This window comes from Methylobacterium bullatum (assembly GCF_014845095.1).
GTDB classification, from domain to species: domain Bacteria; phylum Pseudomonadota; class Alphaproteobacteria; order Rhizobiales; family Beijerinckiaceae; genus Methylobacterium; species Methylobacterium bullatum.
In genome coordinates this window covers 1-12,400 of the sequence record NZ_NKUG01000143.1, presented here as the reverse complement: position 1 = coordinate 12,400, position 12,400 = coordinate 1, and the positions used below count along the sequence as shown (strand labels likewise).

The following is a 12,400-nucleotide window of genomic DNA, read 5'->3' as shown; positions in this document are numbered from 1 at the left end:
CTCCTCGGCCATCTGCCGGGCTTTGCCATGATGCACGACTTCCCCCCCAAATCCGGCGCCCTGATGTGGACGCCGCCCGCCCAGGCCCAGTCGGACGGCGTCCACATCAGGTCGCCGGATTTGGGGGGGAAGTCGTGCATCATGGCAAAGCCCGGCAGATGGCCGAGGAGCACGCGATGGGCGTGGAGCGCCCCCTTGGCGAGGCCGGTGGTGCCTGACGTGTAGATCATCAGGGCCGGATCGTCGGCCCGGCTGTCGATGGCCGTGAAGCCCGCCGGGGCCGAGCCGATCAGGTCGGCATAGGCGTGCACGCCCTCGGCAGCACCGTCGAGGCAGACGAGATGGGCGAGGGCCGGCAGGGCGTGGCGAATGCCCTCGATCTTCGCCAGTCCCGCCGCATCGGTGACGAGCGCGGCGGCACCGGAATCCGACAGGCGGTATTCCAGCGCCTCCGGGCCGAACAGGCCCGCCAGCGGCAGGGCGATGGCGCCGAGCTTGTAGGCGGCGGCATGGGCGACCACGACGGCGGCCGATTGGGGCAGAAGCACCCCGACGCGGTCGCCCGGGCGCAGGCCGAGCCCGACGAGGGCGTGAGCGAGGCGGTTCGACGCCTCGCTCAGGTCTCCGAAGGTCGTCGTCGTCACCGCCCCCGAGGACGAGACGTCGTGGATCGCGGCGCGATCCGGCTCGATCCCGGCCCAGCGGTCGCAGACATCGACGCCGATGTTGAAGCGCTCGGGGATGTCCCAGGCGAAGCCCGACACCAGGGCATCGTAATCGGAGGCCGGTTTCAGCACGACGGAGACCTCACTCCCCGGCGGTTCGGAAGCCGCCGGCGAAGACGAAATCCGTGATCGGACGACGGCCGGTCGGGCTCTCCTTCGCGGTCTGCTCCTCCGTGAGATCGGCGGCCTCGGTCATGCGGCCGACGCCATAGGCGGCCTCGACCCGGTAGGTCTCCGGTACGTTGAGGGCCGTGATCGTGCGCTCCCGGTCGAAGCCGGTCATCCCGTGCGCGTGCCAGCCCTGGCGAATGGCCTGGAGCTGGAAATTCGCCGAGGCCGCGCCGGCATCGAGGGAATGGCTCCAGGACGGCTTGAGCTCGTCGCCGACCTTCATCTGCGTGTTCGAGACCAGGATGACGATGGCGCCGGTGTCCTTCACCCATTTCTGGTTGCCGGGCACGATCAGGTCGAAGAACACCTGCCAGTCGGGCGTGTCGCGCAGGGCGTAGAGGAAGCGCCAGGGCTGCGAATTATACGCCGACGGCGCCCATCGCGCCGCCTCGAACATGCGCAGCAACTCGGCTTCCGGCACGGCCTCTCCCGTAAAGGCGCGCGGCGAGCGGCGCTCGATGAAGAGCGGGTCGATCTCGTGGTCGGGCTGACGAGGCGGCAAGGCAATCTCCAAGGGTGACGAATCCGCATGGCACATTCGTGCCGGCGAAGCGTTCAGGGGGAGATGCACGAGGTTGGGTGCAAAGCGCAAATGTCCCCTGCGCGCACGAACCAAAGCGGGGATTAATTCCATTTTTGGTTGCAAAAAAATCGATTGGATTTGATCGACCGTTTTCAGAAAAATTCAGAGTCGTTAGGTATATTCATCCAGGCTGGAGGCATATTTGACCCAGCGATGGGACGAAACGGCGATTTCGCTGTTTAGGACGGTGCGGTCCAAGGCTTGGGCCAGGGTGACTTCGGGGCGAATGACGGTGAGCCGTGGACGCATCGCGTGACTGAACAATCCATTTGCCGGTTGAATATTGACGTGAAGCCAGCGCTCGATGCCTCGGTCGTCGGCGAAGACGCACGCATGCTCGACGCCATCGACCGGCAGCTGCACACGCAGAGCTTGAAGCTCGCCTTCGACTCCGATCTCGAAGCACGCTTCGAGGATGACACTCGCGAGAAACGCATCCGCGACATTCGTCGCACGGTCATCCTCGGCATGGTGGTCTTCCACATCTACAACATCGCCGGTTTCGTGACGACGCCGGACCTGGCCCTCCTCAATGTCGGGTTGCGCGTCTTTGCGATGACTCCGCTCGCTCTGCTCATCATCTGGGCGGTGGGGCGGGTCAGCGGGCCGGTTCGGGAGGCCATCGGCGGAATCGGCATGCTCGCCGCCACCGGCATCCCCATCCTGATCTTCTGGATGGGAACGGGTCCCCTGGTCTCGCTGACCACGGCAACGATCTGGCTCAGCGTCCTTTTCGCCAACATCACCCTGCCCCTGCGGTTCTTCTGGGCCTGCTTCCTGTCGGGCATCACGGCCGTGGCCGTGGTGGCGGGGCTGTGTCTCAAGCCGGAAATCGTTCCTTCCGTAGGGGGCGTCCTCGGTCTCGACATGATGACCGGCATCCTCTTCAGCCTCGTCGCCACCTACAGGATCGAAGCCGCGAACCGCCGGGACTATCTCGTCAACCTGCGCGAGACCCTGCGCGCCAAGCGGCTGGCCGAGGACAACACCACCCTCGCCCACCTCTCCACCACCGATTCGCTCACCGGCATCGCCAATCGCCGGGCTTTCGCCCGCGAGCTCTCGGAGTTCTGGGAGGCCAGCCTGGCCGGCCGGCATTTCGCCGTGATGTTGATCGACGTCGACCACTTCAAGCTCTTCAACGATCATTACGGACACGGCGCCGGCGACACATGCCTGCGTGAGGTCGCCACCCTCCTGGCGAAGACGGCCGCGGGCTCGGGGGCGTTCGTGTGCCGCTATGGCGGCGAGGAATTCGCCGTCCTCATGCACGCCAAAGACCCCGACGAAGCCTTTGGATTCGCGGAACGGTTCCGACGCTGCGTCGCCGAGAAGGGTCTCCTGCACGGCAACAGGGACGACGATCTCGGCTTCGTCAGCGTCAGCATCGGGGTGGCGACGAGCTGCGGCGTCGCGGTCACGGCCGGGGGATTGGTCGAGGCGGCCGACATGGCGCTCTACGAAGCGAAGGGCGCGGGCCGGAACCGGACCTCCCGCAACGGCAAGGCCGGCAACGGTGATGGAGGCCCCACACGACGGGTGGCCGCCGCCCATTGGAGCGTCAATCAGAAACCACCCATCGCCAAGGCGGGATGAACCCCACGCCCGGCGTCATGGTCTCGACCATGGCGATCGCGCGATGAAGGCAGCATCGGCGCCGCTCTTCGCGATCCACAACGAACCCGGCCCGCGCGAGACGAAAATCTCGGTTCGGATGGTGCTTGGAACACCGGACGCGACCGTCCCTGTACCCGGTGTCTGATCCACTCGTCCGGTCCGGACCTCAGCCCGTGCCGGACTCGCCCGATGGAAGGACGAGGCCGGCGCGGGCTTGGGGGTGGACTAATCGACGACCTTCGCCGTGGGACGGTCGTTGCCCTGGGCGGTCTCGTCGTGCCAGTCGCCCTTGCCGTCCTGGTAGCGGATGCCTTCCGTGGAGCCCGGCACCTGCTGCTCGGCGGCGGCGGCCTGGGCAGCCTGCAGGGCCTCGTCGTGGCTGGGGAAGGTCTCGGAGAAGACGTCGCCGACCTTGTAGGCGAAGCCGCCATCGTGTTCGACGATGCGATAGGTGATCTCGGACATGCGGGTTCCTCCTCACGGCGCCTGCGTTGTGGCGCCACGTGCTCGGCATGGCGAACGGAGCGGGGCTGTCCGAGGTTCCGTCGCAGGCTCAGTGCCGGGTGGGCGGAATGGGGTCCAGGACGGCCACGGCGGCCTCACAACCGGCGATCAGAGACTCCCGCACCTCTCTCTGGTCGAAGCCGATTCCGTCAGGGAACGCCATGATATGGGCGGCATCTCCGCCTTCCCGGAGAATCCTACAGATCCAGCCCTCGGCCACCCGCTCGAAGTGCACCTCGTAACGTGTGCCGTCATGCTCGAATTCGTGAGGGTCCATCTCTGCCTTCCTTCCGGGCCGGCGGATCACGGCCCGTCCGGTGGGCCTCGCCGGATGTGGGAAGCCGGGCTATGGCGTCAACGACCGAATGGAATGCGAAAGATCCGGCGATGCGCCTTCTCCTGCCTGCTGCGTCCCTCTGCGCGGTTCTCGCCTGTCCGGCGGCCTTTGCCCAATCGGGCGGAAGCCTGTTCGGCAGCCCCGAGCGCGTGCCGGCCAATCCGTTCGCGTCGAACTACCCCTCGGCCGCCCCACCGCGCGCCCAACCCGCCTACGAACGGTCACCGGGCGGGGAGGTTCGGCGGCGCGTCGTGAGACCTGAGCGGGCCGATTCGTTTCTCCCACCCCGCGACATCCCTCGATGACGCGCCCATGGGGCGTCAGCTCTGGCTCAGCTCACCTGCGATGGCGGTGACGATACGGGGATCGTTGGGTTCGACCGACGAGGGATAGGCGCCGACCAGGCTTCCGTTTCTGCCGACGAGGTATTTGTGGAAGTTCCAGTTCGGCGTGGAGCCGGGCTTCTCGGCGGCGGCCCAGCGATAGAACGGATGGGCCTGCGGCCCGCGCACATGGGTCTTGGCAGCGACCGGGAAGGTGACGCCGTGATTCTTGCGGGCCGCCTCGGCGATGGCGACGCCGTCGAGGGGCTCCTGATTGCCGAAATCCGGCGACGGCACGGCGATCACCGTCAGGCCGCGCCCGCCGAAGCGCGTCCACAGAGCCTGAAGCCCGGAGAACTGCCCAGCAAAGCCGCAGGCGGTGGCGGTGTTGACGATGAGGATCGGCTTGTCGGCGAAATCCTTGAGGGCGATCAGCCCGCCCTCCGGTTTCTCGAAGGTGAAGGCCCCCGCATTGCCGTCACTGGTCGCGGCGCGCGCGCCGGTGGCGATGACGGTGCCGAGAAGAAACAGGGCCTGTCGGCGAAGTAGGGTCATCGAGGGTCGCTCCCTTGCAGAGCCCAGGATGGGAATCGGCTCATCCTTGGCTCAGCTGAAACTAGTCCGCTCTTCCGGCCTGTCCACCATGGGGGGCGGCGTCGGTGGAACCTTTCGCAAGGGCTCAACTTGAGCGAGGACCGAGTTCGACCCCCGAACCCAGAGCGGAAAGACACGCCCTATGCGCATCCTGTTGCTTGCAGCGACCCTCGCAACGCCCCTCGTCTTCGCGGGAGTGACGATCGCCGCTGCTCAGACGACGGAACCGCAGAATGCGGGCACGGCACCGGTGCCGGCGGCCCCCGCGACCCTCAGCAACGATCTGCGTCCGACCTTCGTCGCCCAGACGCCGACGGACCGGGTCACGTCCAAGCTGATCGGCCTGACGATCCAGAACGGCGCCAACGAGACGATCGGCGAGATCGCCGACATCGTTCTCGACGAGGGCAGCACCATCAAGGCCTGGGTGGTCGGCGTCGGCGGCTTCCTCGGGATCGGCACGAAATACGTGGCCGTCGACCCCAGCGCCCTGAAGCTCACCCGCGTCGACGACAAGACGCTGAAGGCGACGATCGACACCAACAAGGACCAGCTCCGCGCCGCACCGGAATATGTCTATCTCGGCCAGGCCAAGCCCAATTCCGGCGACACGAAGCCGACGGACACGAAGGCGTCCGAGACCAAGCCGGCGGAGAGCAAGACGGCTCCCTGAGATCGATCTCGCCGCGCATCCCGGTTGCGGTCATCAAACGAGAGAGGCGGCCGAGACATCGTTGCCTCGGCCGCCTCTCTCGTTCAAATCCCAGGTTCGGCCAGCCCGCCTCAGTTGCGCGTGCAGAGAGCCTCGCGCACGGTGCTGGCGACAGCATCGTTTCTCACTTCGTTCGTGACGAACACATCGTCGGCCCCCTCGTCGATCACGTCGGGCAGAGGATCGCATGACGGCTCGTTGGCGAAGACGATCCGCAGGTCGGGCCGCAATGCGCGTGCTTCCAGAACCAGCTTGGTGGAACACAACTCGCCTTTGAGGCTGATATCGGTCACCAGCACGTCGACCGGCAGGCCGAGCGCCAGGACAGTCATCGCATCGACACCCGAATCGACGGTCGTCGCCGAGTAACCGGCGCGCCGGATCTGCGAGGCGACCTCGTCGCGCCAATGCTTCTGTCGTCCGGCGATCAGAACCTGAACGCCATAGGCTCCTCCGGTGGAAGCCGTCGATTCCATGATCGAAACTCCTGTTCCTGTCGGGACATGCCTGGATCGGCACGAGCCGCCACCGGCACTGCGATCACTGTGCGACGCAGCATCGTAGGATGCGATGGCGTCGCAAGACAAGGAGCCTGTGCCAGTAGGCGACCTGTATCAAGGGAATTCCTCTCCGGCTCGACTGTTCCCTGGATCGGCGGCGCATCCGCCGCTCCGGCGGTTGACGGGGCGGCAGCGCACGGGGCAACACGGCGCCGCCGTGGGACGCCACCGTTCGCGGCGGACAGCCGGAGCCCGACAGACCGATGTCATCAGCCAAAGCCACTCCCGTCTCGCCCCTCGCCCCGACGAGCGTGCCCGAGCTTCCCCCCATCGGCGGTGTCGGCATCGCCACTGCGCAGGCCGGCATCCGCTATTCCGGACGCACCGACGTGCTCTACCTCGCGATGCAGCCGGGAACGCAGGCGGCGGGAGTGTTCACCCGCTCCAAATGCCCCTCGGCCCCTGTGGATTGGTGTCGCGAGGCGCTGGCGCGCGAAGGCGCCCGCGCGCTGATCGTCAATTCCGGCAACGCCAACGCCTTCACCGGCTCTCGCGGCCGGGACGCCGTGGCGCTGACCGCCAAGATCGGCGCCGAGGCGGCGGGATGCCGGCCCGACGAGATCTTCATCGCCTCCACCGGCGTCATCGGCGAACCGCTCGACGCGACGAAATTCGAGGGCGTGCTGGCGGATTGCGCCTCGCGGACCGAGACCGGCCCCGAAGCCTGGGCGGCGGCGGCGCAGGCGATCATGACCACCGACACCTTCCCCAAGCTCGGCACGCGCACGGCGACGATCGACGGGACGACGGTGACGATCAACGGCATCGCCAAAGGCGCGGGCATGATCGCCCCCGACATGGCGACGATGCTGAGCTTCGTCTTCACCGACGCGGCCCTGCCCCAAGTCGTGCTCCAGACCCTTCTGAGCGCCGGCACGCAGACGAGTTTCAACTGCGTGACGGTGGATGGCGACACCTCCACCTCCGACACGCTGATGCTGTTCGCCACGGGAGCGGCCGGCAACGCGCCCGTGACCGATCCGGGCGACGCCCGCCTCTCGGGCTTCCGCGCGGCGCTGGACGACCTCTTGATCGAACTGGCGCAGCTCGTCGCCAAGGATGGCGAGGGCGCGCGCAAGTTCGTCACCGTCAACGTGAAGGGCGCGACGAGCAACGCCTCGGCGCACCGTATCGCCATGTCCATCGCCAATTCGCCCCTGGTGAAGACGGCCATCGCCGGCGAGGACGCCAATTGGGGCCGCGTCGTGATGGCGGTCGGCAAGGCAGGCGAGCCCGCCGACCGCGATCGCCTCGCGATCTGGTTCGGCGACGTCCGTGTGGCCCGCGAGGGCGCCCGCGACCCGGATTACAGCGAGGCGGCGGCGAGCGCCGTCATGCGCGAATCGGACGTCTCGGTGACGGTGGACCTCGGTCTCGGCGACGGCACGGCGCGGGTTTGGACCTGCGACCTGACCAAGGGCTACATCGAGATCAACGGGGATTACCGCTCGTGAGGCGCCTCCTCCACCGGGCGGCGGCGGCGAGCCTCGCCCTCGCCCTCGCGATCCCCGCCTTGGCGGACGACGATAAGGCCAAGCACGAGAGCCGTATCGTGGTGACGGGCCGCGCCCGCGCCGAGACGCCGCCGGACTTCGCCTCGGTGGAGATCGGGATCGAAGCCAAGGGCGCGACGCCCGCCGCCGCCCTCGACGGAGCGAGCAATGTCGTCCGCGCGCTCATTGCGCTGTCGGCCGGGTTCGGCGTCGGCGAGAGCGATATCGGCACGACGACGGTCACCCTCACCCAGGGAACGCGGGAGGTGCGTCAGCCCGACGGCAGCATCACCGAGAAGCCGGACGGCTACCGCGCCGCCAACAGCCTGCGGGTCCGCCTCGCCGACATGGGCAAGCTCGGCGAACTGATGCGCAAGGCCCTCGATGCCGGCGCCAACCGGATCGAGGGCGTGGCGTTCGGCCTGAAGGATCCCAATGCGGCGGAGGCGACCGTGCAGGTGGCGGCCATGAAGGATGCGATGGCGCAGGCCGGACGCCTCGCCGAGACCGCCGGTGTGAAGCTCGGACCGCCCCTGTCGATCCAGACGACGCCCCAGGGCGGCGGGATGCCGATGGCGATGGCGGCGGCTCCGATGCGGTCCAAGCGCTCCGGCGTGCCGGTGCCGCTGGCGGCGGGCACGATCGAGACGAGCGCCGAGGTCTCGGCCAGCTTCGCGATTCTGCCGTGACGGCGTCTCCGTTCCGCATCCTCCTCGTGGTGGCGGTCGCCCTGGTGGATGCGGATGGCCGCGTTCTCCTGGCCCAGCGCCCGGAGGGCAAGCAGCTCGCCGGTCTCTGGGAGTTCCCCGGCGGCAAGGTCGAGCAAGGGGAGCGGCCGGAGGAAACCCTGATCCGCGAATTGCGGGAGGAAATCGGGATCGAGGTGAAGGAGGCCTGCCTTGCCCCCCTCACCTTCGCGAGCCACGCCTATCCCGATTTCCACCTGCTGATGCCGCTCTATGTCTGCCGCCGGTGGGAGGGCATGGCCCGTTCCATGGAGGGGCAGGCGCTGAAATGGGTCCGCCCGCGCGCGCTCAAGGACCAGCCGATGCCCCCGGCCGATGCGCCGCTGATTCCGTTCCTGGTCGATCTTCTCGGGCCTTGATGGCAGAACCCGGCCGCCACAGGTTGTCCGTCGGAGGCGGGAGACGGGAAGCATGGCGCGCAAGGCAGCGGTAAAGACGGCCCCCAAGCCGAGCGCGGTCGCGGCGGAAAAGCCGAAGCGTGTCACGCGCAAGACCACGCCGTCGCCCGAGACCTTGGCGCCGCTGGGGCTCGACCGATTGATCGGCCTCGTCCTCGACGAGACCGCGCGTAATCCCGCCTTCAAAAAGCTCGTCACCGCCGCGATCGCCGGATTGCAGGGGCCCGATGCCGTCGCCGCCCTCGTCGACCGGCGGCTCACCGCCCTGGAGCGGGCCCATGGGTTTATCGACTGGCAGAAGCGGCGCAGCTTCGCGGCGGATCTCGACGCCACGGTCTCCACTATCGTCTCAGAACTGGCACCCCTCGACGTGGACGCCGCCCTCAACCGGTTGGTCCGTTTCATCGGCGGGGCACAGGGCGTGCTCGAGCGCGTCGATGATTCGAGTGGTCAGGTGGTGGGCGTCTACGAACGGGCGACGCATGCCGCCGCCGATCTGGCGCTTCAGCTCCCCTCGGCGGACGCCGCCCAACTGGCGGTGAAACTGGTGCCGCTCCTCGAGACGGACGGGTTCGGCATCCTCGATGCCCTGCTGCTCACGGTGGTGGATGGGCTGCCCGAAACCGCATTGGATCCGGTCGATGCGGCCCTCGCCGCGGCGACGCCGCCGGAACCGAAGGCATCGGGCAAACCGGCGGTTCGATCGGCCGCCTTCAGCACGCAGGGCTGGGACCGGAAGATGCAGCGCATGCGTCTTCTGCGGATGCGCCAGGCCCTGGCCGACCGGCGCGGCGACGTCGAGGCTTTCATCGCCCTGGAACAGGCGATCTCCCCCGCCCATCCGGACATCGTGGCCGTGGCCGAGCGTCTGCTGTCGGCAAACCGCGCCGCCGAGGCGCTCGACTGGATCGGACGCCCACAGAAGCGCGGAATCGTCGTCGTCACCCGCGAACAGATGCTCACCGGAAGCTTCGACCCGGACGCCCCCCAGCGTGAGCGGGCTTCCCTCGAAATCCGCATCCTCGACGCTCTCGGCCGCAAAGAGGAGGCGCAGGCAAAGCGCTGGGCGTGTTTCGAAGCCCGTCTCGACCGCGAGATGCTGCGCGACTACGTCGCCAAGCTTCCCGACTTCGAGGACGAAGAGGCGCTGGAGCGCGCCTTCGACCATGCGGCCTCTCACGCCGACCCCTACCGCGCCCTGCATTTCCTCGTGCACTGGCCCAAGCTCGATCGCGCCGCGCGCCTCGTCATCGACAAGGCGGCGACATGGGACGGCAACCGCTATGAGATCCTCGCTCCCGCCGCGGAGGCTCTGGAAGAGGAGAGCCCGAAGGCGGCGAGCCTTCTCTACCGCTGCATGATCGACGACATGCTGAGCAAGGGCCGGTCCAGCGCCTACGGTTACGGCGCCCGCCACCTCCTGACCCTCGACGCCCTGGCGCAGCGGCTCGAACCGGGCGACCTGACGCCGGACCACGCCGCCTATCGGGACGCCCTGCGCAAGGTGCACGGACGGAAATCGGCCTTCTGGGAGAAGGTGAAGGGCTGATTTTGCGTGTGACGGAGCTCAGCTTACCTCTATGGCGTCCACCCTGTCCGGATAGAAGGCGAGATGATCCTTGATCTCGGCGACGGCGGGAAACGGAGCCTCGTAGCTCCAGACCGCGTCGGCCCGAACCGTATCGCCGACCGTCAGCGTGTAGTAGCTGGCCTCGCCCTTGTAGGGGCAGTGGCTCCTGCGTGCCGAGGGGGTGAAATGCTCCCAGCGGGCATCGGCGCGGGGCAGGTAATAGACCGGCCCGTAAGCCGCCTCGCGGAGAACGAGGGCGGCACCGGATTCCGCGATAACGGTGCCGGCGAGGATGACGCGGACGCGCCGGGGGCTCGTCTCGATGGTGATGGGGTGGTCCGGGCCTGGCTCTCTCATGGTCGTCTCCTCAGGGATCGCTGGTCATGCCGGGCGTGATCTTGCCGGGCGTGATCTCGGGAACGCCCAGGGCGTCGGCGAGACGGGACTTGGCGCTGCCGGGCTTGAGCGGCTTCTGCTGGCTCTCGTGCGGCGCCCAGCCGGAGAGCCACAGGATCTCGAACGTCGCCCTCAGACGCCCGTCGGGATCGGCGAACCGCTCGGCATAGATCGCGGCCATCCGCATGAGGGTATCGCGGCGCAGGGGCGTGCGGCGGCGCTCGGTCAGCACGTTGGTGAGGCCCATGGCGCGCAGGTCACGCATCAGAGCGAAGGGATCGGCATAGCGCACGGTGATCGTGTCGACATCCGTCACCGGCAGGGCGAAGCCGGCGCGCTGGAGCAGACTGCCCATCTCGCGCACCTCGGCGAAGGGCGCCACGCGCGGGCTGATCCCCCCCTCGATCTCGACCTCGGCCTGTCCGAAGGCCTGGCGCAGTTCGGTAAGGGTGCGGCCACCCAGGAGACAGCCGACGAACAGCCCGTCGGGTTTCAGCACCCGGCGCAACTGCGCGAGCGCCCCCGGCAGGTCGTTGACGTGCTGCAGGGCCAGCAGCGACACGGCGAGGTCGAAGCGCGAGGCCGCCAGCGGCAGCGCCTCCGGATCACCGACGGTGAGGCTAAGACCATCGCCGGCCTCGGCCAGCGGCGCCACGCGGGTGATGGCGCCGACACGGCCGGAGCGCAGGAGGCCTCGGGCGGGGGCGGCACTCGGCGTCCCGAGGTCGAGGGCCTCCGGAAACGCCCGCAGGACCGCGGAGAGCCTGTCGTCGAGATCGTCGGCGAGGCGTGAAAGCAGGAAATCCGCATAGCCCGCGCGCGTGGCGCGAGCGAGTCGCCGGCGCGCGAGACCCGTGTCGAAGAGGGGCGGTGGAATCGTCATCTCGACCTGATAGCTGGCGCGGAAACGTGATCCTGCCAGCGGGGAACGGGCGTGAACGGCGGAATGTTGGAGCATCATAACGGAAACCGGAGACCGGACCCATGATTCGACTCGTTGCGGCGATCGCCTTGTCCACCCTCGCGGCCCTATCGCTGAGCGATGCCGCCGAGGCCAAGGGCTGCATCAAGGGCGCCCTCGTGGGCGGCATCGCCGGCCATATGGCCGGGCACGGCAAGATGGGAGCGGTGGCCGGATGCGCCATCGGCCACCACAGGGCCAATAAGAAGGACAAGCAGCAGAACCAGGGCCAGCAGCCCGCCGCGCAGTAAGGCGCCGCTTTCCGGACGTCGCTTCGCCGGGACAATCCTGCGCAAGGTTTTGCCTGCGCAAGGTCCTCCCTGTGCAAGGTCTTCGCGAAGCGGCGAACCGGGTCTAATCAAGGGGCATGGTGTCCGCCGCCCAGCTTCTTCGGCGAGGCGTCCGTTCGATCTCGGCGGGCGCCCTCGGCCTGATCTACCCGCCGACCTGCGCCGGCTGCGGCGCCGCCACCGCGGATCCGCATGCTTTGTGCCCCCGCTGCTGGTCGAGCCTGCGCCTCATCGAGCAGCCCTATTGCCAGCGCCTCGGCACGCCGTTTCCCGTCGATCTGGGGATCGGCCCCCTGTTGTCCCCGCGCGCCATCGCCGATCCTCCCGTCTTCGGACGGGCGAGAGCCGTCGCGCTCTACGACGATGTGGCGCGTGATCTCGTCCACCGCCTGAAATACGAGGATCGGCTCGACCTCGCCG

At 68.0% G+C, this 12,400-nt stretch carries 17 protein-coding genes; 8 read left to right on the top strand and 9 right to left on the bottom strand.

Features of this window, described 5'->3' with window-relative positions; all coding sequences use genetic code 11:
• The 3 genes from MBTS_RS18885 to MBTS_RS18875 all read right to left on the bottom strand — a co-directional run.
• Positions 1-797 (bottom strand): AMP-binding protein (locus tag MBTS_RS18885; RefSeq protein WP_342357240.1); only part of this gene is annotated, 797 nt, incomplete at its 3' end.
• Between the two features lie 10 nt (positions 798-807).
• Entirely contained in the window at positions 808-1,434 is a 627-nt protein-coding gene (locus MBTS_RS18880; RefSeq protein WP_056142825.1) for a nitroreductase family protein, read from the bottom strand.
• Positions 1,435-1,590: 156 nt separating this feature from the next.
• Positions 1,591-1,842, bottom strand: coding sequence for a hypothetical protein (locus tag MBTS_RS18875; protein ID WP_192216237.1), 252 nt, complete (start codon positions 1,840-1,842; stop codon positions 1,591-1,593).
• Here MBTS_RS18875 and MBTS_RS18870 point away from each other — a divergent pair.
• Positions 1,813-3,075 carry a GGDEF domain-containing protein gene (locus MBTS_RS18870; protein ID WP_056142820.1) on the top strand — a complete coding sequence of 421 codons (1,263 nt, stop codon included), beginning with the start codon at positions 1,813-1,815 and terminating at the stop codon, positions 3,073-3,075. The genes MBTS_RS18875 and MBTS_RS18870 overlap by 30 nt on opposite strands.
• 246 nt (positions 3,076-3,321) lie before the next feature.
• On the opposite strand, the gene MBTS_RS18865 is transcribed toward MBTS_RS18870, so the two are convergent.
• The 3 genes from MBTS_RS18865 to MBTS_RS18855 all read right to left on the bottom strand — a co-directional run bounded on the left by MBTS_RS18865 (position 3,322) and on the right by MBTS_RS18855 (position 4,815).
• Positions 3,322-3,561 carry a hypothetical protein gene (locus MBTS_RS18865; protein WP_018042095.1) on the bottom strand — a complete coding sequence of 80 codons (240 nt, stop codon included), beginning with the start codon at positions 3,559-3,561 and terminating at the stop codon, positions 3,322-3,324.
• Between the two features lie 88 nt (positions 3,562-3,649).
• Entirely contained in the window at positions 3,650-3,877 is a 228-nt protein-coding gene (locus tag MBTS_RS18860; protein WP_018042094.1) for a hypothetical protein, read from the bottom strand.
• A 380-nt stretch (positions 3,878-4,257) separates the two neighbouring features.
• Positions 4,258-4,815: a glutathione peroxidase gene (locus MBTS_RS18855; RefSeq protein ID WP_018042093.1), complete on the bottom strand. Its 558-nt coding sequence runs from the start codon at positions 4,813-4,815 to the stop codon at positions 4,258-4,260.
• 181 nt (positions 4,816-4,996) lie between these two features.
• Between MBTS_RS18855 and MBTS_RS18850 the strand changes: the two genes are divergently transcribed.
• Positions 4,997-5,527: a PRC-barrel domain-containing protein gene (locus tag MBTS_RS18850; RefSeq protein WP_192216236.1), complete on the top strand. Its 531-nt coding sequence runs from the start codon at positions 4,997-4,999 to the stop codon at positions 5,525-5,527.
• Positions 5,528-5,637: 110 nt separating this feature from the next.
• Here MBTS_RS18850 and MBTS_RS18845 read toward each other — a convergent pair whose 3' ends face one another.
• On the bottom strand, positions 5,638-6,042 hold the full coding sequence (locus MBTS_RS18845) for a response regulator (RefSeq protein ID WP_018042091.1): 405 nt from the start codon (positions 6,040-6,042) through the stop codon (positions 5,638-5,640).
• Between the two features lie 287 nt (positions 6,043-6,329).
• Between MBTS_RS18845 and argJ the strand changes: the two genes are divergently transcribed.
• The 4 genes from argJ to MBTS_RS18825 are packed head-to-tail and all read left to right on the top strand — an operon-like array spanning position 6,330 to position 10,312.
• A complete protein-coding gene (gene argJ / locus MBTS_RS18840; protein ID WP_018042090.1) occupies positions 6,330-7,580 on the top strand; it encodes a bifunctional glutamate N-acetyltransferase/amino-acid acetyltransferase ArgJ in 1,251 nt (416 codons plus the stop codon).
• A complete protein-coding gene (locus tag MBTS_RS18835) occupies positions 7,577-8,308 on the top strand; it encodes an SIMPL domain-containing protein (protein ID WP_192216235.1) in 732 nt (243 codons plus the stop codon). The genes argJ and MBTS_RS18835 overlap by 4 nt, the downstream gene beginning before the upstream one ends.
• Positions 8,305-8,724 (top strand): 8-oxo-dGTP diphosphatase MutT, encoded by a 420-nt coding sequence (gene mutT / locus MBTS_RS18830; protein ID WP_056142805.1) that lies wholly within the window; start codon positions 8,305-8,307, stop codon positions 8,722-8,724. Before MBTS_RS18835 ends, mutT begins: the two co-directional genes overlap by 4 nt.
• Positions 8,725-8,776: 52 nt before the next feature.
• The gene (locus MBTS_RS18825) at positions 8,777-10,312 is read left to right on the top strand and encodes a DUF6880 family protein (protein WP_192216234.1); all 1,536 of its coding nucleotides are present in this window, start codon (positions 8,777-8,779) and stop codon (positions 10,310-10,312) included.
• Positions 10,313-10,330: 18 nt separating this feature from the next.
• On the opposite strand, the gene MBTS_RS18820 is transcribed toward MBTS_RS18825, so the two are convergent.
• Both MBTS_RS18820 and MBTS_RS18815 read right to left on the bottom strand, forming a co-directional pair.
• Complete coding sequence (locus MBTS_RS18820) at positions 10,331-10,690, bottom strand: DUF427 domain-containing protein (RefSeq protein WP_192216233.1); 360 nt, start codon at positions 10,688-10,690, stop codon at positions 10,331-10,333.
• Between the two features lie 10 nt (positions 10,691-10,700).
• A complete protein-coding gene (locus tag MBTS_RS18815) occupies positions 10,701-11,612 on the bottom strand; it encodes a class I SAM-dependent methyltransferase (RefSeq protein ID WP_192216232.1) in 912 nt (303 codons plus the stop codon).
• A 101-nt stretch (positions 11,613-11,713) separates the two neighbouring features.
• On the opposite strand from MBTS_RS18815, the gene MBTS_RS18810 reads away from it, so the two are divergent.
• Both MBTS_RS18810 and MBTS_RS18805 read left to right on the top strand, forming a co-directional pair.
• Positions 11,714-11,941, top strand: a complete 228-nt coding sequence (locus tag MBTS_RS18810) for a hypothetical protein (RefSeq protein WP_192216231.1) — start codon at positions 11,714-11,716, stop codon at positions 11,939-11,941.
• Positions 11,942-12,057: 116 nt separating this feature from the next.
• The coding region (locus MBTS_RS18805; protein ID WP_192216230.1) for a double zinc ribbon domain-containing protein at positions 12,058-12,400 on the top strand (343 nt) is incomplete at its 3' end.